This is a genomic window from Nocardioides nematodiphilus, from assembly GCF_020216525.1.
Taxonomy (GTDB): Bacteria; Actinomycetota; Actinomycetes; order Propionibacteriales; family Nocardioidaceae; genus Nocardioides; species Nocardioides nematodiphilus.
This window is the reverse complement of sequence record NZ_JAIWOY010000005.1, coordinates 211,709-233,756: the sequence shown is the minus strand read 5'-3', so window position 1 is coordinate 233,756 and position 22,048 is coordinate 211,709. Positions and strand designations below refer to the sequence as shown.

Annotated in this window: 21 protein-coding genes and 3 tRNA genes; 5 read left to right on the top strand and 19 right to left on the bottom strand. The window is 71.8% G+C overall.

Going from position 1 to position 22,048, the window contains the following annotated elements:
- Positions 1–79: 79 nt before the first annotated feature.
- The 14 genes from KSO98_RS11030 to KSO98_RS10965 form a co-directional block, all read right to left on the bottom strand.
- Positions 80–153, bottom strand: a tRNA-Asp gene (locus tag KSO98_RS11030).
- A gap of 107 nt (positions 154–260) precedes the next feature.
- Complete coding sequence (locus KSO98_RS11025; RefSeq protein ID WP_225285612.1) at positions 261–641, bottom strand: TOBE domain-containing protein; 381 nt, start codon at positions 639–641, stop codon at positions 261–263.
- A 9-nt stretch (positions 642–650) separates the two neighbouring features.
- The gene (locus KSO98_RS11020; protein ID WP_225285611.1) at positions 651–1,580 is read right to left on the bottom strand and encodes an ABC transporter ATP-binding protein; all 930 of its coding nucleotides are present in this window, start codon (positions 1,578–1,580) and stop codon (positions 651–653) included.
- Positions 1,577–2,293 carry an ABC transporter permease gene (locus tag KSO98_RS11015; RefSeq protein WP_225285610.1) on the bottom strand — a complete coding sequence of 239 codons (717 nt, stop codon included), beginning with the start codon at positions 2,291–2,293 and terminating at the stop codon, positions 1,577–1,579. Before KSO98_RS11015 ends, KSO98_RS11020 begins: the two co-directional genes overlap by 4 nt.
- 2 nt (positions 2,294–2,295) lie before the next feature.
- A complete protein-coding gene (locus KSO98_RS11010) occupies positions 2,296–3,624 on the bottom strand; it encodes a substrate-binding domain-containing protein (RefSeq protein WP_225285609.1) in 1,329 nt (442 codons plus the stop codon).
- Positions 3,625–3,667: 43 nt separating this feature from the next.
- Positions 3,668–5,518 carry an EAL domain-containing protein gene (locus tag KSO98_RS11005; RefSeq protein WP_225285608.1) on the bottom strand — a complete coding sequence of 617 codons (1,851 nt, stop codon included), beginning with the start codon at positions 5,516–5,518 and terminating at the stop codon, positions 3,668–3,670.
- A gap of 110 nt (positions 5,519–5,628) precedes the next feature.
- Positions 5,629–5,701, bottom strand: a tRNA-Glu gene (locus KSO98_RS11000).
- 54 nt (positions 5,702–5,755) lie between these two features.
- Entirely contained in the window at positions 5,756–6,289 is a 534-nt protein-coding gene (locus tag KSO98_RS10995) for a hypothetical protein (protein WP_225285607.1), read from the bottom strand.
- Positions 6,282–7,052, bottom strand: coding sequence for a DUF1932 domain-containing protein (locus KSO98_RS10990; protein WP_225285606.1), 771 nt, complete (start codon positions 7,050–7,052; stop codon positions 6,282–6,284). Before KSO98_RS10990 ends, KSO98_RS10995 begins: the two co-directional genes overlap by 8 nt.
- A gap of 42 nt (positions 7,053–7,094) precedes the next feature.
- Positions 7,095–7,853 (bottom strand): alpha/beta hydrolase family protein, encoded by a 759-nt coding sequence (locus KSO98_RS10985; RefSeq protein WP_225285605.1) that lies wholly within the window; start codon positions 7,851–7,853, stop codon positions 7,095–7,097.
- Between the two features lie 74 nt (positions 7,854–7,927).
- Positions 7,928–8,004, bottom strand: a tRNA-Phe gene (locus KSO98_RS10980).
- 51 nt (positions 8,005–8,055) lie between these two features.
- Entirely contained in the window at positions 8,056–8,715 is a 660-nt protein-coding gene (locus KSO98_RS10975) for a class I SAM-dependent methyltransferase (RefSeq protein WP_225285604.1), read from the bottom strand.
- 4 nt (positions 8,716–8,719) lie between these two features.
- The gene (locus KSO98_RS10970) at positions 8,720–9,601 is read right to left on the bottom strand and encodes a GNAT family N-acetyltransferase (protein ID WP_225285602.1); all 882 of its coding nucleotides are present in this window, start codon (positions 9,599–9,601) and stop codon (positions 8,720–8,722) included.
- A gap of 20 nt (positions 9,602–9,621) precedes the next feature.
- Positions 9,622–11,766 carry a hypothetical protein gene (locus KSO98_RS10965; RefSeq protein ID WP_225285601.1) on the bottom strand — a complete coding sequence of 715 codons (2,145 nt, stop codon included), beginning with the start codon at positions 11,764–11,766 and terminating at the stop codon, positions 9,622–9,624.
- 243 nt (positions 11,767–12,009) lie between these two features.
- Here KSO98_RS10965 and KSO98_RS10960 point away from each other — a divergent pair, with 243 nt between their 5' ends.
- Positions 12,010–12,801, top strand: coding sequence for a lysophospholipid acyltransferase family protein (locus tag KSO98_RS10960; protein ID WP_225285600.1), 792 nt, complete (start codon positions 12,010–12,012; stop codon positions 12,799–12,801).
- A gap of 15 nt (positions 12,802–12,816) precedes the next feature.
- Here the strand turns inward: KSO98_RS10960 and KSO98_RS10955 are convergent, their stop codons facing one another.
- Together KSO98_RS10955 and KSO98_RS10950 are read right to left on the bottom strand one after the other, a co-directional pair.
- A complete protein-coding gene (locus KSO98_RS10955; RefSeq protein WP_225285599.1) occupies positions 12,817–13,056 on the bottom strand; it encodes a hypothetical protein in 240 nt (79 codons plus the stop codon).
- 74 nt (positions 13,057–13,130) lie between these two features.
- The gene (locus KSO98_RS10950) at positions 13,131–14,228 is read right to left on the bottom strand and encodes a S53 family peptidase (RefSeq protein WP_225285598.1); all 1,098 of its coding nucleotides are present in this window, start codon (positions 14,226–14,228) and stop codon (positions 13,131–13,133) included.
- Between KSO98_RS10950 and KSO98_RS10945 the strand changes: the two genes are divergently transcribed.
- Positions 14,169–15,533 (top strand): hypothetical protein, encoded by a 1,365-nt coding sequence (locus tag KSO98_RS10945; RefSeq protein ID WP_225285597.1) that lies wholly within the window; start codon positions 14,169–14,171, stop codon positions 15,531–15,533. The two genes, KSO98_RS10950 and KSO98_RS10945, sit on opposite strands and share 60 nt — an antisense overlap.
- A gap of 14 nt (positions 15,534–15,547) precedes the next feature.
- On the opposite strand, the gene KSO98_RS10940 is transcribed toward KSO98_RS10945, so the two are convergent.
- The 3 genes from KSO98_RS10940 to purF all read right to left on the bottom strand — a co-directional run bounded on the left by KSO98_RS10940 (position 15,548) and on the right by purF (position 18,471).
- Entirely contained in the window at positions 15,548–15,727 is a 180-nt protein-coding gene (locus KSO98_RS10940; RefSeq protein WP_225285596.1) for a DUF3073 domain-containing protein, read from the bottom strand.
- Between the two features lie 177 nt (positions 15,728–15,904).
- On the bottom strand, positions 15,905–16,966 hold the full coding sequence (gene purM, locus KSO98_RS10935) for a phosphoribosylformylglycinamidine cyclo-ligase (RefSeq protein WP_225285595.1): 1,062 nt from the start codon (positions 16,964–16,966) through the stop codon (positions 15,905–15,907).
- 14 nt (positions 16,967–16,980) lie between these two features.
- The gene (gene purF, locus KSO98_RS10930; RefSeq protein WP_225285678.1) at positions 16,981–18,471 is read right to left on the bottom strand and encodes an amidophosphoribosyltransferase; all 1,491 of its coding nucleotides are present in this window, start codon (positions 18,469–18,471) and stop codon (positions 16,981–16,983) included.
- Between the two features lie 220 nt (positions 18,472–18,691).
- Between purF and KSO98_RS10925 the strand changes: the two genes are divergently transcribed.
- The 3 genes from KSO98_RS10925 to KSO98_RS10915 all read left to right on the top strand — a co-directional run bounded on the left by KSO98_RS10925 (position 18,692) and on the right by KSO98_RS10915 (position 22,030).
- On the top strand, positions 18,692–18,829 hold the full coding sequence (locus KSO98_RS10925; protein WP_225285594.1) for a hypothetical protein: 138 nt from the start codon (positions 18,692–18,694) through the stop codon (positions 18,827–18,829).
- A complete protein-coding gene (locus KSO98_RS10920) occupies positions 18,826–20,595 on the top strand; it encodes a sensor histidine kinase (RefSeq protein WP_225285593.1) in 1,770 nt (589 codons plus the stop codon). The genes KSO98_RS10925 and KSO98_RS10920 overlap by 4 nt, the downstream gene beginning before the upstream one ends.
- Before the next feature lie 94 nt (positions 20,596–20,689).
- Positions 20,690–22,030 (top strand): dipeptidase, encoded by a 1,341-nt coding sequence (locus KSO98_RS10915; protein ID WP_225285591.1) that lies wholly within the window; start codon positions 20,690–20,692, stop codon positions 22,028–22,030.
- The last annotated feature ends 18 nt before the right edge of the window (positions 22,031–22,048 follow it).

The following is a 22,048-nucleotide window of genomic DNA, read 5'->3' as shown; positions in this document are numbered from 1 at the left end:
GCGCTGCGCGCGTGAACGCGTGGAAATGCGAAACGAGGTGCGTGCCGGATCATCCGGCACACACCTCGCTCGAGTTGAGCGACCCCGACGGGACTTGAACCCGCGGCCTCCGCCGTGACAGGGCGGCGCGCTAACCAACTGCGCTACGGGGCCTTGGCGCTCCTCACCGCGAGGCCTTCGCGGCGGGAACGAGTAGAAACTTATACGAGGGCTGGCGACGATGCCTAATCGGGGGCATGTGCATCGCGAAGGAGCCGGGTTCAGCGATCACGCTCGACGATCACGTTGGTCGACTTGACCACCGCCGAGGCGGTGACCCCCGGCTCGAGGCCGAGCTCATCGGCCGCCTCGCGGCTCATCAGCGACACGATCCGGTAGTCGCCGCAGGCGAGCTCGACCTGGGCCATCACGCCGTCGCGGATGACCGAGGTGACCACGCCGGTGAGCCGGTTGCGGGCACTGGACGTCCGCTCCTTGCCCCGATGGGCGGCGAGCAGCTCCGGCAGGCGATCGGCGTCGAGGACGCGCTGGTTGCCGCGCCGCTCGAACGCGATCCGGCCCTCCGTCTCCCAGCGGCGCAGGGTGTCGGGGCTGACGCCGAGGGCCTGGGCGACCTCGCCGATGCGTAGGTACTGCGACATGTCCGGAGGCTACCGTCCCGCGCCCGGAGCCACCGGGAAGCGGACCCCGCCGACGAGCGCCACCCGTACGGCCTCCCCCGGCGCGAGGTCGGCGTCCGGGTGCAGCGCGAAGAGCGTGCCGCGGGGCGTCGCGACCTCGACGCGGGCCCCGTCCTCGAGACGGACCACGCTGCGTACGGCCCCCTCCAGCTCGCCGCCCGGATCGAGGCGCACGTGCGCGGGGCGGGTCAGGACGACGTCGTCGCCGATCCGGACCTCGCCGTCGTAGCCGAGGAAGCGGGCGATCTCGGCGCTCGGAGGCGCCTTCATCAGCGCGTCGGGGGCACCGTCGGCGACGATCCGCCCCGCCATCATCACCAGCACCCGGTCGGCGAGCGCCCACGCGTCGGCGCGGTCGTGCAGCACGACGAGCACCGCGCTGGCGGCCTCGCGCAAGGTGGTGGCGGTGTCGGCGACCAGCTCGCGCGAGGTCTCCGCATCGAGGCCGGCGAACGGCTCGTCGAGCAGCAGCAGGTCCGCACCCACGGCGACACCGCGGGCGAGGTGGACCCGGCGGCGTTCGCCTCCCGAGAGGGCGGCGGCGGGACGGCGGGCGAGATGGTCGGCCCGCAGGGCGAGCAGCGCAGCCTCCGTACGGCCCCTGCGCTGCCGGCGAGGCACGCCGAACCACGCCTGGGCGAGGTCGACGTTGGCCCGCACCGAGCGCGAGGCCAGACCCGGGGTCTGCAGCACCGTGGCGACACGGCCCGCGACCCGGACCCGGCCGGAGGCGGCGGGCAGCATGCCACCGACCGTCTCGAGCAGCGTGCTCTTACCGGCGCCGTTGGGCCCGAGGACGGCGACCACCTCACCGGGCGCGACCGCCAGACTGAGCCGGTCGAGGACGGGCCGCCCGTCGCGGCGCACCTCCAGGTCGACGACCTCCAGCACCGCCCTCACGACGACCGCCCGACCCGGCGCTGGCCGCCGGCGAACTGGAGCACCGTCAGCAGCGCGGTCACGATCAGGACGAGCCCGATCAGGAGGATGCCGATCGCGATGCCGTCGGCGTACCGCCCCGCGCCGACCCGCTCGAGCGCGGCGGTGGCGAGGGTCTGGGTGGAGTACTCGGCGTTGCCGCCGACGATCGCGATCGCACCGACCTCGGAGAGCCCGGAGCCGACGGCGGCGATGATCGCGGCCATCACCCCGACACGGGCCTCGCGCAGCGCGAGCAGCGCGATCCGGTGGCGCCGCGCCCCGAACGCGCGTGCCTGCGCGATCAGGCCCGGAGCGATGTCGCTGACCGCTGAGATCGTGAGCGCGATGATGATCGGCACGGCCAGTGCGGTCTGGGCGATGTAGACGCCGCGGAGCGTGAAGAGCAGGTGGAAGCGGCCGAGCGGCGCCTGCGGGAACATCAGCACGGCCAGCACGATGCCGACGATCACGGGCGGAAGCCCGAGCCCGGCGTTGGCGAGCGTGACCAGCACGCCACGGCCGCGGAACCGGCCCAGCCCGATGCCGAGACCGATGGGGATGCCGACGAGGATCGCGATCCCGGTCGACAGCGCACACACCCGCAGCGTCACGTCGACCAGACCCCACAGATACGGGTCGCGGGTGGCGATCAGGTGCCAGGCCTGCTGGAGCCCCTGCCAGAGGAACGTCATGCTCAACCCTCGGCGCGGGCGCTTGGCGAGGTCGGCGCGCCTGCACACAGCGCGAGGACGGCGGGCTGGAGCAGGTCCCCGAACGCCGGGTGGAGCGTGGCGTCCTCGACCTGGGTGATCGGGCCGGTCGTCAGCGCACAGTCCGATCCGGCGGGCCGCGCGTGGGCGATCGAGAAGCGGCCCTGCGCGTCGGTGAGCGCGCTCGCGACGGGCTTGCCGGCCACCTCGAGGGTGACCTTCTGGCCGGAGAGCGACGGCGTACCGGGCACGACGTTGGCCAGCGTGCCGGCGATGGCGTTCCTCACCGTCGCGTCGAGCCTGATCACCGGGGCGGCATCGGGGCGGAACGGAGCGTCGCCGGTCTCGGCGAGGTAGCTCCCGACGGCCTTCTGGCCGGAGGGGGACGTGATCCAGTCGAGGAACGCGGTCGCCGCGGCACTGTTGACCTTCGATCCGTCCGGGACAGCGTCGGGGTTGATCGCGTACGCGTGGAAGGAGTTGACCAACAGCCCCGAGTCGCCCTCGACGACCGGGCGCACGGTGCTGAGCGCACCGGTCGAGGCGAGGTAGTCGTAGGTGCCACGGTCGGTGAAGACGTAGCAGTCCGGAGCGCCCGAGGCGGGGCTGCAGACGTCGGCGTACTGGACGTTGGCGCCCTGCTTGGCCCCGGTCACCGTGTACCAGGACGGATAGGCCGGCGAGCTGGTGTCGCAGTCGCCGCTCGCGGTCGACGGCATCGCGCCGCCGCCGTTCTCGGTGGAGACCGCGCAGGTGGCGACGCCCGTGGTCGTGGCCCAGATCTTGTGGGAGGTGACGTCGGTGCCGGCGCCGGTCTCGCGCGCGATGAAGTGCGCCTTGCCCGCCGCACCCGCCGCTGCGATCTTCGCGAAGGCCGCGGCCGGATCGGCGGTCGCCGCTCCGCCGCTCATCACCCCGGCGGGGTCGTTCTTCGGCCCGAGGAGGACGAAGTCGCCCCAGAAGATGGCCCGCCCGTACGGCGCCGTGGAGAACCCGTCCGCCACGAACTGGTTCTCCAGGCTCGCCGCGTGCACGATCAGCGCGCTGAACTGCCCGGTCTTGGCGAACGCCATCGCCTGCGCGGTGGCGTTGCCCTGATAGGTCACCGTGTACTGCGGGTAGGCCTTCTCGAAGCCGGGCTTGAGCACGGCTGCGAAGAGGTTCGAGTCGGCGATGTCGCTGGTGCCGACGATCGCGAGCGTGCGGTCGCTCCCGCCGACTCCGAGACCCTGGCCATCAGGCGACCCTCCGCAGCCGGCGCTCAGCGCGGCGACGAGTAGCAGGGGAAGGACGAGGAGACGAGGAGGGCGCACCCTCGATGTATATCAGCGTCGATACCTAGATAGAACCTAGGTATCACAGGTCGAAGCCTCGATTGAGCAGCTCCGCCATCCCGTCGGCCGGAGCGGGCAGGCACATGTAGAAGCCCTGGCCGAAGTCGATGCCGAGGTCACGGACGATCCGCAGCGTCTCCGCGTCCTCGATCCCCTCGGCGGTGGTCTTCAGCTGGTAGGCGCCGGCGACGGCCACGATCGCGCTCACGACCGTCCTGGCAGCGGGCTCGGTGCTCAGCCGCTGGATGAACTTCTTGTCGATCTTGAGGCCGCCGACGGGCAGCTCGTCCAGCAGCGCGAGCGAGGAGTGACCGGTGCCGAAGTCGTCGATGAGGACCCGGTAGCCGGCGTCCTGGAGCAGCTGCAGCCCCTGCCGGCCGACCTCGAGGTTCTCCATCAGGGCGGTCTCGGTGACCTCGAAGATGACCGGCCAGGTGCCGAGCCCGGCGTCCTCGATCCGCTCGATCAGCCGCTCCGCGAAGCCCGGCATGCTCAGCTGGACGCCGGAGAGGTTCACCGAGACCCGGGTGTGTGGTGCGCTCAGGCTCCACTCGCGCGCCTGGTCGATCGCGAGGCCGAGGAGCTGCTCGCCGAGCGGCACGATGAGACCGGTCGCCTCCGCGAGCGGGATGAACTCGGCAGGTGAGATCCGGCGGCCACCCGGCATCTGCCATCGGGCCAGTGCCTCCGCGCGGGTGAAGGCGCCCGTCGCGAGCTCGACGAACGGCTGGTACACGAGGCCGACCTCGTGCTTGTCGATCGCGCGTCGCAGCGCCGCCAGCCGCGCGAGCCGGTCCGCGGACGCGTTGCGCAACTCGCGGTCGTAGTGGCGCACCCGTCCCCGTCCGTCGGCACGACCCGCCTCCGCGGCGAGCAGTGCGCTGCGCACCAGGTCGTACGCGTCGTCCTCGCGGGTGCCGACGGCGACGCCGATCGACGGGAAGAGCGCGAACTCACCGCCGTCGACCGAGAAGGGCTCGCTGAGACCGGCCAGGAGGTTGGCGGCGAGCCGATCACGTACGGGCCCGGTCTCGGCGTCGAGCGCGACCACGACCTTCGCGTTGTCCAGGAGCCCGACGAGGGCGTGCGCCCCGGTCTCCAGGTGGACCCGGTCGGCGACGAGACGGATCAGCGCGCTGCCCACGCCGCTGTCGAGCTCGGCATCGAGCAGGTCGAGGCCGCCGAGGTGGATGACCAGGACCGCACAGGGCTTCGCCCGCCGGGTCATCCGAGCGTTGAGGAGCTGGAGGAAGCGCGCCCGGCCGTGCATGTCGGTGGGGATCGTCGCACCGGAGCGGGCTGCCAGCGCGAGCACCAGCGTGACCAGCCGGCCCGCGTGATGCACCGCCACGATCTCGTCCCGCCTGGGGTGGTGGACCTCGCTCCAGTGGAGGGTCAGCGTGCCCGCGACACTGCCATCGGGCTGCACCAGCGGATGGGCCAGGCTCGCCCGGATGTCGCCCTCCTCCATGCTCGACTTGGAGACCGCAGACAGGGACGGCTCCGTCCGCTTGTCGGCGACGGCCAGGTCGACACCACGGCGGGCGGCCTCGGCCGACAGACCCCGGCCGTGGAGCATGATCAGCTCGTCGGTCCGGGCGATGTAGTCAGGGTCGAAGCCGGGCGCGGCGGCGTGCCGGAGACGGCCCGTGACCTCATCGACCACGACCACGCAGGCCCGGGTGCCGGGGACGATCTCCTGGACGCGCTCGCAGATCGTGACGAGGACATCGCCCACGGGCTCACTGTGCAGCAGCCGGTCGATCACCTCGCGCTGGAAGGCGAGCTCGGCGGCAGGATCCCCGAGCGCCGGCACCTCGTCGGTCTCCACGTCGGGGGCGCGCCGGGCCAGGGGAAGGGAGGCTCCCGTCATCTTGGCCCGCACGTCCGGATATCGGACACCCTGAGGCGAATCTGAGCCCACCCGGCGCCCGAAGGTAAAAACGTCCCGATCCGCGAGGCGGATCGGGACGTTCGCTGTCGTACCCCGTACCGGATTCGAACCGGCGCTACCGCCGTGAAAGGGCGGGGTCCTGGGCCGCTAGACGAACGGGGCGTGAAGCGTCGCTCAGCATAAGGGGTGGGCGCGGGGCGTCCCCAACCCACAGGCTCAGAGGCCGATGTGGATCTGGGTGCCGCTGTCGTCCACGCGGTCGGTGATGCCGCCGAGGGCGCCGGTGACGACTGCGAGGGCCAGGACGCCGCCGATAGCGGGGCGTACGAACGACGCGTCGGCCCCGAGGCTGCGCTGCTCGGCGAAGTAGGGGCTGCGACAGAAGCTCGCGAGAGCCAGCACCGGGATCGTCGAGACGACCAGCTCGAACCAGTCGCCGAGCCGAGGCTCGGCGAGCAGGCTGATGAGCTCAAGCAGCAGCCCCAGGACGAGGATCACCCAGACGAAACCGGTTCGCAGCGGACGCGCTCGAAGCACCCCGGCCGCGAACCAGGCGACGACGGCCGCAGAGAGCACCATCGAGAGGAACGCCCAGGGCGCATCGGCGCCGGTGAGGCCCCGGCGCATCAGCCCGAACAGCTGGGTGCCGAGGAACGCCCATCCGACACCCCACGCGGACGCGGGGAGCTCATCGGTCGGTTCGGCGGGCGTCGTCGGACCCGTCGGGTCGGTCACGGGCATCTCACTCATCGCGGGCCTGCTCCAGGTCGCGCAGCCAGTCACGGCTGGCGGTGCTGACCCGGGAGGGGACGCCGAGCTCGTCGAGCAGCGCGATCGCGGACTCCATCTCCAGGGCGCGGCGGGCGGCATGCGTCCGGCTGCCGTTGAGCAGGACGTCGACCAGTCCGGCGTCGGCCTCCGCGAGCTCGGCACCGATGTCGCCACGGATGGCGTCCTCGATGCCGGCGGCCCGGGCGGCGGCGACGCTCTCGGTGACGGCGGCTGCGAGGCCCTTGAAGAAGACGCTGCGGACCAGCTTGCGCGTGGCCGCCTCGCCGGGCTCGTCGCCGACCACCTCGACCTTCGCGCCGAGCTGGCTCATCAGGTCCGCGAAGAGTGCGGCCCCCGGCCCGGAGACCGCGATCGGCACGTAGAGCCCCTTGCCCGGCACCGTCGACATCAGCACTCCGTCCACGAAGTCGACCCCGACGGGCAGCAGCTCGGCGATCTCGCGCTTGCGGTCGGGGGACGCCGAGTTGAGATCGGCGTAGATGGTGCCCGGTCTGCAGGCCGGTGCGGCCGCACGGGCCACCTCGAGCGCCACCCCGGTGGTGTTGATGCTCAGCACGATGTCGGCACCGGCTACCGTCTCGGCCTCGCCCGCGCAGGTCACCACGCCCGTCGGCGCCGGAGCGACCGGGTCGAAGGCCCGTACGTCCACCCCGGCCGCCACCAGGTCGGCCGCGAACAACGTCCCGGCCTCCCCGAGACCCAGCACCGCGATCGTGGTCATGCGGGCCACGCTCCCCCAGGCCCCGCCACGCGTCAAGGACGACTAGTCGAGGTAGGGATCGGCCCAGGCGCTGACGATCCGCGCGGCCCGCTGCGCCTGGCCCGGCACCATCAGGAGGTGGTCGGAGCCCTCGAGCGAGACGAAGCTGCGCGGGTGCTGGGCGAGCCGGAAGATCCGGCTGGCGTTCTCGATCGGCACGGTGTCGTCGGTCGGCGAGTGCATCACCAGCAGCGGTCGGCCCAGCGTCGGTATCACGTCGTTGAGGTCCGCGGCCCGGACGTCCTCGACGAACGCGCGCTTCAGCGTCAGTGCCTTCGTGCCGCCGACCAGCCACTGCGCCTCGCCGTCAGCGAGGACGCGGTCGACGACGGCGTCGTACTGGTGCTCGGTGCGGCTCGGGTCGGACGGGGCGCCGATGGTCGCGACCGCGGCGACGCTCGCGACCTGCTTCGCCGCCGCGAGGACCGCGCAGCCGCCGAAGGAGTGACCCACCAGCAGCCGCGCGGGCGTGCCGCGCTCGGTCATGAACGCCAGCGCTCGTACGGTGTCGGCGACCTTCACCGTGAACGAGCCGTCGCCCCAGTCGCCCTCGGAATCGCCGAGGCCGAGGTTGTCGAAGCGGAGCATCCCGATGCCCTCGCTGGCGAGCTGGCGGCAGATCCGCGCGGCTGCTGGACAGTCCTTGCCCAAGGTGAAGCCGTGCGAGAAGACGCCCCAGCCGCGCACCTCGCCCTGCGGGAGGTCGATCAGTCCGGACAGCATTGGTCCGGTGGAGCTGGAGAAACTGACGCGCTCGGCCACGGCGGGAATCGTTCCACACCGTGCGGCCGCGGCGACGCAGAAGGCCCCCGAGTGGACTCGGGGGCCTTCTGTGGTGGTGGCCAGAGGCGGGGTCGAACCGCCGACCTATCGATTTTCAGTCGATCGCTCGTACCAACTGAGCTATCTGGCCAAGCCGTGACCGGACATTACCCGATCTGCTCCGGTCCCACCGAATCGCCCTCTACCCCCGCCGTGCGGAGGCGTACGCGAACGCGCCCTCGATGCGGATCTCAGCGTCGAAGCCGCACTCCGCGAGCCACAGCCCCACCTCGTCCGCGGTGGCGGAGCGTCCGACGAGGCCGCCGGCCCGCCCGGCGATCAGGATGGGGCGGTACCGCAGGCCGGCATCCGAGCGCAGCCAGCTCAGCTCGATCCGGTCGCGGGTGACGCGGGCGATCTCGCGGATCGCGGCCCGCGGATCGGGGAAGCAGTGCAGGCCGGTGAGACTGAGGGTGAGGTCGACCGACCGGTCCTCCATCGGCAGGTCGGCGACGTCGGCCTCCACCGGCTCCACCTCGACACCGAGACCCGCGGCCGTACGTCGGGTGCGCGCCAGCATCGCGATCGAGATGTCGGCGGCGACGTAGCGGATCCGGCGCGCGCCGACCAGCCCGCGCAGCGCGACCCCACCCCCGCAGGGCACGTCGAGGACGGTGGACCCGGCGGGCAGGTCGCCGATCGAGGCGATGGCGTCGTACATCCGGTCGAAGTCGGTGCCGAAGCCGACCACCCCGGCCGTACGCGCGATCGGTCGGTGCGCCATCCCGAAGGAGTAGACGCTTGCCCACGGATGATCGAGCCGCCAGGTGTCGCTCACATCGCGGCCGCGCCACTTCACCATGGGCTCAGCGTAGGGCCGCGTCCTCCGCGGCGATGTCCTTGCGCAGGTGGATCTCCTCGACGGTGTCCTGGGTGACACCGAAAAGCTGCTGGGCGCGCCGGTCGAAGCCGTAGACCCGCAGCCGGACACCGCGGGCACCGAGTGGGGCCACATAGGTGTTCAGTGCGCTCAGGAACGACCGGCCGAGACCCCGGCCGCGGTGCTCCGCATCGATCTGCAGGGCATGGGCGTGGATCTCCCTGCCGCCGTCGACCGGGGCGAGGGTCGCCCACAGGCCACCGCCGGGTGCCCCGTCGATGAGGGCGGTGAGCACCAGCTGGTCCGCGGGGAGCGGATCCTCGAGCAGGGGCACGAGCCGAGTCTTTAGCTCCTCGAGGCTCGGGCTGCCGGGCTCGACGACCCCGGCCCGGGTCATGCCGCTGAGCATCAGCTCGCGGAGCTCCCCGACGAACCGCTGTCGCTCGGCGAGGTCCATCGGACGCACCGTCACCCTGCCGTCGTCGTGGAGCTCGGCCCAGCCGTTCGGACCGAACGGACGCTCCGCCCCGAGCATGGTCGCCAGGAATCCGGCGTGGCCGAACGCCGCCGCGAGGGCCGGGGCGACGGCGGTCGTGATCTCGGTCGCGGCCCGTCGGCGGGCATAGTCCTCGAGACCGCGGGCGATCGCCGTCCAGCGGTCGACGGCGTCGTACGGCACGGTGGTCTGCAGGAGGAGGACGGCGCAGCGCCGGCCGGAGGGCTCGGCGGAGTACGCCAGTACCGCCCCGCCGACCTCGACGCCGTCCACCGTGACGGTCACGGCCTCCCGCTCGGCCCCCGCGTCGGGCAGTGGCGTGCCCGCCGATGCGCGGGCGGCACGCCACTGCTCGAGCTGGGACGCGGCCATCGGCCGGACCGTCACCTGACTCACGACACGGTGACCGTGTTCGAGGTCGGGTGAGCGCCCGACAGGACCGTCACCTTGTACGTGGTGCGGTGGGCGCGGTTGCGGTCGCGGACCTTCAGGACCAGGACACCGTTCTCGTCGATGCGCCCCACCGCCGCCTTGCGCCAGTGGCCGTGGACCAGACGACGCAGGATGACCTTGCGGCCGGCGAGGTCCGGCGACACGACGATGCGCAGCCGGTCGGTCCGGTCCTGGCGACCCGAGCCGGTGAGCTGGACGGTGTTCTGCGGGTCGGGGGTCGCGGGGGGCTGGGGGTCGCCGCCCGTGACCGGGGGCTGGGGGTCCCCACCCGTGACCGGCGGCTGGGGGTCGCCACCCGTGACCGGGGGCTGCGGGTCGGTCGGCGGCACCCAGGGTGCCGCGACGAACCGCGCCGTGGCACTCGCGGTCGCGTCGGCGTTGCCGGCGAACGTGCTGTCCTCGGAGTCGGGCGTCATCGCTGTCGTGGCGGTCAGGGTGCCGGTCTCGGCGGCGCTGCCAGCTGCAGCGGCGGAGGGGTCCTGCACGGTGACGGTGAAGGTGCCGTCCTCGCCGGTCGTGGAATGCGCGGTCAGTGTGTGGCCGGCACCGATGCCGGCGTCGCTGGTGCCGTCGGGCGCGTACGAGAGGTCGATCGCGCGCCCCGACAGCGGCTCCTCGCCGATGGCGAGCGTGCCGGTGTAGGTGATGGTTCCACCCGAAGCGGCCGTTCCCGAGGCCGGCGAGAGCGCGAGCGTCGCGTCACCGGCCAGGAAAGTGGCGTCGGTGTTGTCCGTCTCGGTGCTGCCCACCTCGCCGTAGGCGAGCGTGTACGAGCCCGGCGTCGACAGCGCGGCGCTGATCACGATCCTGCCGTCCGCGTCGGTGATGCCGATCGTGGGCGCGGGCGGCGTGGCGCCGGAGCGGTAGATCGCGTAGGGGACGGTCAGTCCTGCACCCACGGCCGCGCCCTCCTGGTCGTACACCTGGAGCGCGAGATCGCCGTCGGTGTACTCGTCGCGGTCGAAGACGGTGCCGTCGGCGAGATACGGCTCCACCGACGTCATGCTGGCGAACGTCGGGGACTCGACGGAGACGGTCCGGTCACCGTCCTCCGGGAAGTACGCGGCATCGTTGTTGGCGTTCGCGTAGTAGCTCGCGCTCGAGTCCGCTGTCTGGGTCAGCGGGACCGTGCCGGCGTCGTCGGTATAGCCGACGAGCGAGTCGTCGGCGGAGCGGCGGACCTGGACGCCGGGGATCGGCAGGCCGCTCGCGTCGACGACCGTCGCGTGTCCGGTGATACCCGCCCCGGCCACGCCGTCGAAGTCGACCGAGATGCCGGTGATCGCCTGCGCCGCTGAGGCCAGCGCCAGCGGCTGGACGTCGTCAGTGCCGCGGAACGCCTTCACCGGCACGACCGCGCCGGGTGCGACGTCGAAGCCGTCGAGGTCCAGGACACCGCTGAAGCTCCCGCCGTACACCGAGGGCATGGGCGGGAAGCCGGGCATGCCGAACGGGCCGCCGGCCTTCAGGGTCACCTGGCTGACAGCGGCGTTGGTCTGGCCGTGGAAGTCACCGTCGGCCGCATCCCACCAGGAGAGGGCGACGTCGCCGCTGGTGGCCGAGGTGGTGCCGGTGACGGTGGCGTACGTCGCGGTCTCTCCCGCGGAGGCGTACGGCTGCGTGAAGTACGGAAGACCGCTGTACTGGTTGGCGAGCTCGACGGCATCGGTCACGTTGTCGATCTGCACGTTCAGGCGCCGGTCCACGACGGTCGTGGTGCCATCGGTGGCGCTGACCTGAAGGTCGTAGACGCCGAGCGGCGCTCCCGACCAATCGGCACTCACGTAGCCATCGGTGGAGGTGCCCAACGGGATGCCGATGGTGGCCCACGCGCTGTCGTCGGCACCGGCCGGGCGGTAGCTGAAGGTCACGGCGGCGTTCGCACTGGCGTGCGCGGTGAGGGTGAACGGGAGGGACGTCGACGTGGTCACCACGTCCTGCCTCGTCGACGCCTTGCCGTTGAGCTGGCTGAGCAGGCTGACGGTCAAGGGGGCGTCGGCGTGAGCCGGGGTGGCGAGACCGGTGACGGCCAGCGCGGCGACGGCGCTGGCGGCCAGGCCGCGCGCGAAGAAGGGACGTGACATGTGGGGCTGCTCCCAGAGTGGATCGGACGGCGGAGCCCCGCACCCGGAGGGGGCCGGCCGAGCGTATTGAGCGCTGGGAAGCGGCACGGGCCGTTTCGGCCGCAGCGATGTGTCCGATCCTGCCGATGACCGGAATCGGACACGGCTACCCGCTGAGCGCGTCCTGGAATTATTCGCCGCGAACAAAACTCACGAGTCACTTACGCTGCGTTTCACTGGCTTTCGCGCCCGGTTGCGGCCACGATGGCGAGCACCATGGTCGACATCGTCTATCCCGCCGTCATCGCCGCCGCACGCGCCTGGTTCAAGCTCGGCGACGTCCAGATCACCATGACCGGTCAGGAGCACATCCCGACCGAGGGCGGTGCCCTGCTCGCGGTCAACCACCTGTCGTTCGTCGACTACATCATGGCCGGCTATCCGGCCGCGGAGCGTGGCCGCCTGACGCGCTTCATGGCCAAGCGGGAGGTCTTCGACCACCCGGTCGGCGGCCCGGTGATGCGCTCGTTCCACCACATCAGCGTGGACCGCGCGTCCGGTGCCGAGGGCATGATGGTCGCCGCACGCAAGCTCAAGGAGGGCGAGGTCGTCGGGATCTTCCCCGAGGCGACGCTCTCGCGCAGCTTCGTGGTCAAGGAGCTCAAGACCGGCGCGGTCCGGATCGCCGCCGACGCCGGCGTCCCGCTGATCCCGGTCGTCCTCTTCGGCACGCAGCGGATCCTCACCAAGGGCCGCAAGCTCGACCTGAGCCGCCACACCCCGGTCGCGATCGAGGTCGGCGAGCCGATGCCCCTGACCGGTGACCCGGTGGCCGACACCGCGGAGCTGAAGCGCCGGATGGACGAGATGCTCGATCGGCTGATCACGAACTACCCGGACAAGGAGCCGGGCGCCTGGTGGCTGCCCAAGGCGTACGGCGGCGGCGCGCCCTCCCTCGAGGAGGCCGACGCGATGTACGTCGAGGAACGTCGACTGCGCGCGGAGAAGAAGGCGAGCAAGCGAGCCGCTGCCGCCAAGAAGGGCAAGAAGAAGTAGCCCGCCGCGGCCGGGTCAGTCCCGGCCGGCGAGGTGCTTCACGGAGCCGAGCTGGTAGAGCCGCTCCGCGTACTGCTGCGCCGTGTCACGCAGCTCCTCCATCGGCACCACCAGCATGTCGTGATCGCCGTCGTGCATCACGGCCACGGCGCCGTGCAGCCAGGCGTCCCACGCAGCCGCGTGGTGGATCGCCACGCGCTCGTCGGTCCAGGCCACGACCTCGGCGTGAGGGTGCGGGTTCTGGATGAGTGTCATACCTCACACATCGGCAGCGCCGTCTCCGCGCGGAGAGAAATTCCGCACGGAGACGGCGCCGGCCTTGGAGCCGGTCAGAAGGCGCCGGCGCCGTTCGGCGTGCCGAGCCCGGTCGGGCCGTCCCAGCGGGCCGTACCGGTGCACCAGACCGCCGGCGAGCAGCTGCCGTTGGAGCCGGTGGTCACGTCGTTGAGCGAGCCCGAGTTCGCCCACGGCAGCGCCGCCGGGTAGGACGGCAGGGTCTTGGTCCCCAGCGCGTACGTCGCCGCGATGATCGGCGACGCCTCCGACGTGCCCCCGACCTGGGCCCACGTCGACTGGGTCGTGTTGGTCGGGTAGTAGACCGCCATCCCACCCGCGCTCGGGTCTGCGGCGGCCGCGACGTCCGCCATCGCGCGCTTGGCGCAGCCGGTCACCGAGGTCTGCCACGACGGCTTCGCGTTGTACGTGGAGCAGCCTGATCCGGCACCGCTCCAGACCGACTCGGCCCAGCCACGGGTCGTGCCCGAGGTGGCCTTGAGGGTGGTGCCACCGACGGCGACCGTGTACGTCGACGAGGCCGGGAACGAACCACCCAGGTAGCCGTTGTCACCCGTCGAGGCGGTCACCGCGATGCCCGGGTGGTTGTAGTAGCTGCCGTAGCTGGAGTCTGCCGCGTCCGCGCTGGAGCCGTAGGAGTTGGAGATCGCCACTACGCCCGCCTGCTTGGCGGCCGTGTTCACCGCGGTGCCGAGGTCGGCGAAGGAGGTGCTGTTGGCCTGCACGACCCAGCCCGAGGCCGTGGTGCACGCCGGGAGACCGAAGTACGACCGGTACGTCGCCAGGTCGCGGGCGAGGTTGCCGTACCCGTACGCGTCCACGATCGCCACGGTCTTGCCGCCCGAGCTCAGCCCGGTCAGCTTGTAGGCCGACTGCAGCTGGGCGGGGGTCAGCGCGCTCGACGAGGGCGTCGTCGAGGCCGGGACGGCACCGTTGGCGTCGACGAGGACCTTGGCGTGACACGCGGCCTCGTCGCTCCGGAACCGCTTTGGGAAGAGCCGTTCGGCGGAAAGTCGGACGTCCAGGTTTCGTTGCGGTACGGCACGTCGCTCGGGATGCGAGAGGATCTCCCGGTGGTCCTGCCCCGCTTCGAGAACGCCGCCCGGATCCGTCCGGTCGCCCTGATCCAGCACGTCCAGGTCCGCGCCGGCGGCGCACGCTCGGCGACGCCGTGCCCGCGCTCGGCGCCCTACGCGAGCGCCGTCGCGACCGGCGTCGGTGACCGGCTCGTCCTGTCCTGGCGCTCCGGCGTCGACGTGCTGGGGGCGGAGTACGCGGACGGCCGCGTGCGGCTGCACGTCACCGCCGGCGGCCGGACCACCACCCACGCCAGCCGCCGCCGACGTCGGCTCCCCCGGCCGGCCGATGCCATCGCGCTGACGCTGACCGGGACCCACCTCACCGTGCTGGCCCGCAGCGTCGACCAGCCGTGGGAGGCGCGCGGACGCGTCGATCTCAGCGAGCTGATCGACACCCGGGACGAGACCTGGCTCGCCGAGCTGTCCGTCGCCCACGAGGGCACCGTCGAGGCGCTCGAGGCCGGCTCGTTCGGCCAGCTCGGACTACGCGACCTGCGGCTCACCACCCACGCCGACGGGACGCCGTACCGGTCCGACGACGGGCGCGCCGTCCTGACGGCGACGAGCGCCGGGCCGGGCTTCTTCGACACCGCGCACACGTCGGTGTGGGCGCTCGACACCGAGGCCCTCGCGCTCGAGCATCTCAGCGACCTCTACTTCCGCCGCGCGCAGCAGGCGGGGGTCTTCGGCGACCACGCCACGCACCTCGTACGGGACGGCGACGGGTGGCTGGTCGCGACGAGCACGTGGGGCGCCTTCGAGGTCACGCCGAGCGATGCTGACCGCGAGCGAGCCGGCGTCAGCGTGACGATCGCCCGTACGGACGCGGACCTGCTCCGCGGGGAGCACGTGCTCGACACCGAGCCGCTCATCCTGCCGACGAGCGGCTTCGCGTCGGTGGGCGTGTGGGACCCACACCTGATCCGGTCCGGGGACGGGTGGCTGGTGGGGTACGTCAGCGCGCGCCGGTTCTTCCGGTTCCACCCGGTCGTCGCGAGCGGGCCGGCCCTGGATCGGCTCGAGGTCCGCGGGGTCGACCCGCAGCGGCGCTCCACCGAGGGCACCACCCTGGCCCGCCTCGGCGGGGACTGGGTGGTGCTCGCCAGCGACGGGCGCGACGGACTCCGGGGTCAGCGCGAGCGCTACCCGGTCTTCGATCTGTCGATGCGGGAGATCGGCGCTCTTGATGCGCCGTACCCGACCAACATCCCGTGGCCCACGCTGGTGCCCGTCACCACCGACCCCGACAGCGAGCTGCTGATGGTCGGCTTCGACGGGAGTCCGTGGGGTGGCAGCCTGCTCGGCTACGGCACCCACGGCGACGTGGTGATCGCGAGGAGCGTCAGCCCCGGCCGGTGACCGGGGCTGAGGCGTCAATCGCGCGAGGGGTAGTCAGACCATTGGTCGGACTCGTCGGTGGCATCGATGTCATCCGACTCGCCTTCGCCACCGTGCAGCTCACGAGCAAGAGCACCGAAGTCGGTGTCGTGAGTGCGGTACTTCAGGTCGCGAGCGACCTTGGTCTGCTTGGCTTTCGCTCGGCCGCGCCCCATAGGGTCCAGCCCCCTCGCACACTTGGCCGGGATCGCTCCCGGACTGCCTCAAAACTTGTCGTGGGCCCAACGCTACCTGTTCGGTGGGCGTGAACGCACACCGGCGGATCGAAAAGATGTTCGCGCCCCGCGAACATTCCTCCGGAAGTCGCGAACGTCACCCTCTCGAGGGCTGGATCACCAGCCCGGGTGCTGGCCGATCAGCTCGACGCGGCCACCGTTGTCGGCGCCGGCGGCGACGACCTCGCCCGCCACCCACGCCTCGATACCGCTCTCGGCCAGGATGGCCAGCGCGGCGTCCACGGCGTCGGGAGCGGTCAGCGCGACCATGCCCACGCCCATGTTCAGGGTGGCCTCGATGTCGGGCTGCGAGACGTCGCCGGTCCTCTTCACCAGGCTGAAGATGGCGCCCGGGGTCCAGGTCGAGCGGTCGACGGTGACAGCCACGGAGGCCGGCAGCACTCGCTCGAGGTTGTTGGCCAGGCCGCCGCCGGTGACGTGCGACATCGCGTGCGTCGCGGTCTCACGGGCCAGGCGCAGGCAGGGCTTGGTGTAGAGCCGCGTCGGCACGAGGAGCTCCTCGCCGAGCGTCTTGCCGAGCTCGTCGATGTGCTGGCCGAGCGGGATCTGCGCGGTGTTCAGCAGCACGTGGCGCACCAGGGAGTAGCCGTTGGAGTGCAGACCCGAGGACGCCATCGCGATCACGACGTCACCGACCTCGACCTTGTCGGGGCCGAGCATGCCGTCCTTCTCGACGACGCCGGTGGTCGCGCCCGCGACGTCGTACTCGCCGGCCTCGAGCAGGCCCGGGTGCTCGGCGATCTCGCCGCCGACCAGCGCGACGCCCGCCTCGGCGCACGCGTTGGCGATGCCGGTGACGATCGCGGTGATGACCTCCGGGACGACCTTGCCGGTGGCGATGTAATCGGTCATGAAGAGCGGCTCGGCGCCGCAGACGACGAGGTCGTCGACGACCATGCCGACCAGGTCGAAGCCGATGGTGTCGTGGACGTCCATCGCCTGGGCGATGGCGACCTTGGTGCCGACGCCGTCGGTGGAGGTGGCCAGGACCGGGTGCTCGTAGTCCTTCAGCGCGCTGGCGTCGAAGAGGCCCGCGAAGCCGCCGAGGCCACCGATCACCTCAGGGCGCTTGGTCTTGGCGACCGCACCCTTGAACATCTCGATGGCGGCGTCCGCGGCGTGGATGTCGACGCCGGCCTGGGCGTACGCGTTCGTCATGAGAAGTCCTTCGATCAGGGATTGTTGAGGACCGGCAGGGCCTTGCCCGCGGTCGGCGACTGGAGGGAGACCTCGAGCAGGTGCTTGCCCAGGAGGCTCTCGTCCGGAAGGGCCACCGGGTACTCGCCGGTGAAGCAGGCGGTGCACAGCTTCTCGGTGGACTGCTCGGTCGAGGCGATCATGCCCTCGAGCGAGATGTAGCCCAGCGAGTCGGCGCCGATCGAGGCGGCGATCTCGTTGACGTCGAGGCCGTTGGCGATCAGCTCGGCGCGGGTGGCGAAGTCGATGCCGTAGAAGCAGGGCCACTTCACCGGGGGCGAGGAGATCCGCACGTGCACCTCGGTGGCGCCGGCCTCGCGCAGCATCCGGATCTGCGCCTTCTGGGTGTTGCCGCGCACGATCGAGTCGTCGATCACCACGACGCGCTTGCCCTTGATCACGTGCTCGAGAGCGTTGAGCTTGAGCCGGATGCCGAGCTGGCGCAGCGTCTGGGACGGCTGGATGAAGGTGCGGCCGACGTACGAGTTCTTGACGAAGCCCTGGCCGTACGGGACGCCCGACTGCTCGGCGAAGCCGGTCGCGGCCGGGATGCCGGACTCCGGCACGCCGATGACGACGTCGGCGTCGACGGGGAACTCGCGGGCGAGCTGACGACCCATCTCGACGCGGGCCTCGTGCACGTTGCGGCCACCGATGTTGGCGTCGGGACGGGCGAGGTAGACGTACTCGAAGACACAGCCCTTGCGCTCGGGCTCGGCGAAGCGGTGCGAGCGCAGGCCGTTCTCGTCGATGACGATCATCTCGCCGGGCTCGACCTCGCGGACGACGCTGGCCCCGACGGTGGCGAGGGCGGCGTCCTCGGAGGCGACCACCCATCCGCTCGCGAGCCGGCCCAGGACGAGCGGGCGGATGCCCTGCGGGTCGCGCGCGGCGTAGAGGGTGTTCTCGTTCATCCACACCAGGCAGAACGCGCCCTTGACCAGAGGCAGCAGCTCCAGCGCACGCTCCTCGACGGTGGTGTCCGGGTGGTGCGCGAGCAGCTCGGAGAGCAGCGAGGTGTCGTTGGTCGACACCGGGTCCGCGGCGCGCACCGGATCGCTGGTGCGCTCGGGAAGGTCCGCGACCATGTCCCGCAGCTCGTGGGTGTTGATCAGGTTGCCGTTGTGGCCGAGCGCGATCGAGCCGTCCGCGGTCGGGCGGAAGGTCGGCTGAGCGTTCTCCCAGGTGGAGGCACCCGTCGTGGAGTAGCGGGCGTGGCCGATGGCGAGGTGGCCCTGGAGCGAGTCGAGCGTCGACTCATCGAAGACCTGGGAGACCAGGCCCATGTCCTTGTAGACCAGGATCTGGCGGCCGTTGGAGACAGCGATGCCTGCCGACTCCTGTCCGCGGTGCTGCAGGGCGTAGAGACCGAAGTACGTCAGCTTGGCGACGTCCTCGCCCGGCGCCCACACGCCGAAGACACCACACTGGTCCTGGGGACCCTGGTCCTGGGGGTCGAGGGCCATCGTGAGACGGCCGTCGCCGGCTCGTCGTCCGGTGTCCACAACTCCGTCAAGGCTCACAAACGGCACGGTGCCAGTCTACGGTCCGCGAAGTCGTACGCCGATTCCCCGAGGTCTCGAGACGGAGCCGCCGACGAGGTCGTAGGCTGCCCCCGTCCGCCTCTTTACCTGGGGCGCTCTCGGGACGCCCTTCCGTAACCCCCTTTGAACCTGAGGCGACCCGATGCCGGCCCCGACCGCCACGAACTCGACCTGGCCGGTCGAGTTCACTCGCGACCAGGTGATGCGGCGCCCGGAGCCCGGTCGCGGCAGCACCCCCCGCGTCCTCCTGCCCGCCGCCGAGCCGCGGTCGTACGCATGAGCGGGTTCCTCGCCGGCCAGCAGCGCCCGGCAAGCGTCACCACCTGGGCCGATCCCGTCATCGCGCCCTCGCTGTGCATGGCCGCGGAGAGCCTCTGCGTCTTCGGCGGGTTCCTGGTCGTGTCCATCGCCGTCGTGCGCGACGACATGGTGCACAACGTCGCGGTCTCCGGTGCGGGCGGGCTGATCGACCCGACCGGGGCGCCGGCCCCGCTGCCGGCCTTCTTGGACGTCTCCTTCCCCGTCAGGCTGGCGGAGCGGCTGCTCGCGAGCGCCGAGCGATGGGGAGCGCTGCACTTCCTCGACCAGGCACGCGGGATCTACCGCAACGAGTGGACGGTCGATCACGACTACCGCGACGCGGAGTGGGACGTCCACAGCGCGCTCGCGGTGCCCGTACGCGACTCGAGCGGCAGCCTCCGGGGCCTCATCCGACTGGACGGTCCGGTCGACGGCCGGGTGCCCGACGAGGATGCTCAGACCCGCCTGAACGAGTACGCCGCACAGGCGGCGCGGGTCCTGCTGACGGCGCTCGAGCGGGAGGACTACGCCGACAAGCTGCGGCTCGCCGAGACCGCCCGCCAGGCGCTGGCCCGCGCGAGCGGCACGGACTCCCCCCGCGAGACCCTCGGCGCGGTCGCCGACGGTCTCGTGGGCGGTCTCGGCCTGCTCGGGCTGCGGGCGACGCTCTTCGACGGCGACGTGCCGAAGGTCTTCGCCTCCTCGGGCACGGTGGTCGACAGCGAGCACCCACGACTGCAGGCGATCCGGGTGCGGGTGGCCAGGTACGCCTGGGAGCACCACACCGTCGCGATCACCACCGCCACCGAGCAGATCGACTTCCCGCTGGTCGCCGGTGACGACGAGTTCCTCCGGGCGCTCTTCGCGGAGTTGGACGCGAGCTCGATCCTCGTCACGCCCCTCGGCTCGGGCACCGAGGTCCTCGGTGCACTCACCCTGTACCGGCGCGCGGACATGCCGGACTGGAGCCCCGCCGAGCGGGCCATCGCCCAGGAGATCGGCCGCGACCTCGGGCGGGTGCTCGGCATCAGCCGCGCCCTCGAGCTCGAGCGGGAGGCCGCCGAGCGCCTGCGGGAGCTCGACGCGTACAAGAGCCAGCTGATCGCGACGGTGGCCCACGAGCTGAAGAACCCGATCGCGGCGATCCGGGTGAACCTCGAGGACGAGATGCTGCGCTCCCCCGAGGCCGCCGCCAACCCGGCCCTGGTCGCGATCGACCGAGGGGCGGCCCGCGCCACCGCCCTCATCGACGAGCTGCTCCAGCTCGCCGCCGCCTCCGACCCGTCCAACTTCCCGCTGGACGAGATCGACCTGGTCGAGCTGGTCCGCGAGGCCGTCGCCCAGGTGCCGTCCTCGGAGCGGGTGCGGCTGGAGGCGCCGAGCGACGGGCTGGTCCTGACCGGCAACCGGCCAGGCCTGCAGACCGTCGTCACGAACCTGGTCACCAATGCGCTCAAGTACAGCGACGAGGACGGGGTCGTCTCGGTGGCCGTACACGCCCGCGCGGACGACGTCGAGCTCACCGTCACCGACCACGGCCTCGGCATCGCGCCCGAGGAGCAGGAGCTGATCTTCCAGGAGTTCTTCCGCTCCTCGAACCCGCAGGCCCGTCGCCGTCCCGGAACGGGGCTCGGCCTGGCGATCGCCGACCGGGTCGTGCAGCGCCATCACGGCCGGATCAGCGTGGAGTCCGAGCTCGGCGAGGGGAGCACCTTCCACGTGGCGCTGCCTCGCACGGCCGGCTGACCCCGGACGTGGTACCTCCGTTGCGGCGGACCGGCACGGAGCGCATGACGTCCTGCCGCGTGGCGTCCGTGGCGCAGGCCGTAATCTGGCCGTCATGAGCGACCTCAAGGCGACCGTCCGCGACCTCATGCCCGCCCTTCTCGAGGACCTCGAGGGGCTGGTCCGGATCCAGTCGGTGAGCGCCGACCCCGCCCGGCACGGCGAGGTCGAGCGCAGCGCGGAGCGCACCCGCGACCTCTTCGCCGCCGAGGGCTTCGCCGCCGAGATCGTGCGCGCGCACGACGGCGCCCCGCCGGCCGTCGTCGGCGAGCTCACGGGCCCCGAGGGCGCGCCGACCGTGCTGCTCTACGCCCACCACGACGTCCAGCCCGAGAACGACCCGGCCGACTGGGACTCCGCACCGTTCGAGCCCACCGTCCGCAACGGCCGCCTGTACGGCCGCGGTGCCGCCGACGACAAGGCCGGCATCGCGATGCACCTCGGCGCGGTCCGCGCGCTCAAGGCCGCGACCGGCTCGGTCCCGGTCACGCTGCGCCTCTTCATCGAGGGCGAGGAGGAGGTCGCCTCCGCGACCCTGCCCGAGCTCCTCGAGAAGCACCAGGACCGGCTCAAGGCCGACGTGATCATCATCGGCGACTCCGGCAACTGGGACATCGGCGTACCCGCCCTGACCACCTCGCTCCGAGGCCTGATCCGCGTCGACGTCGAGGTCCGCACGCTCACCCACGCCGTCCACTCCGGCATGTGGGGCGGCCTGGTCCCCGACGCCCTGATGGCGCTCACCCGCCTGCTCAACACCCTGTGGACCGAGGACGGCTCCTGCGCCGTCGAGGGTCTGGTCAGCGGCCCGGCCGCCGACGTCGACTACCCCGAGGACCGGCTCCGCGCCGAGTCCGGCGCCGCACCCGGCACCCAGTGGATCGGCACCGGCTCGGCCGTCGAGCGGCTCTGGACCAAGCCGGCGGTCACCGTCACCGGCATCGACGCCCCGAAGGTCGAGGGCGCATCCAACACGCTCACCCCGGTCGCCCGCGCCAAGGTCACCATCCGGCTCGCACCGGGCGACAGCGGCGAGAACGCGGTCCGGCGGCTCCAGGAGCACCTGGAGAAGCACGTCCCGTGGGGCGCCCAGCTCAGCACCAGCGTCGTCGACACCGGGGAGCCGACGGTCCTCGAGGCCACCGGCCCGGCGTACGACGCCGCCCGCGCCGCCTTCACCGAGGCCTGGGACGGTGTCGCGCCGATCGACATGGGCGTCGGCGGGTCGATCCCGTTCATCGCGGAGTTCAAGGACGCGTTCCCGGCGGCCAGCGTTCTGGTCACCGGCGTCGAGGACCCGGACACCCGCGCGCACGGGCCCAACGAGGGCCTGCACCTGGCGGAGTTCGAGCGGGTCGTCCTCGGCGAGACGCTGCTGCTCCGCAACCTGGCCTAGCGGTTCGGCCCGGAACCG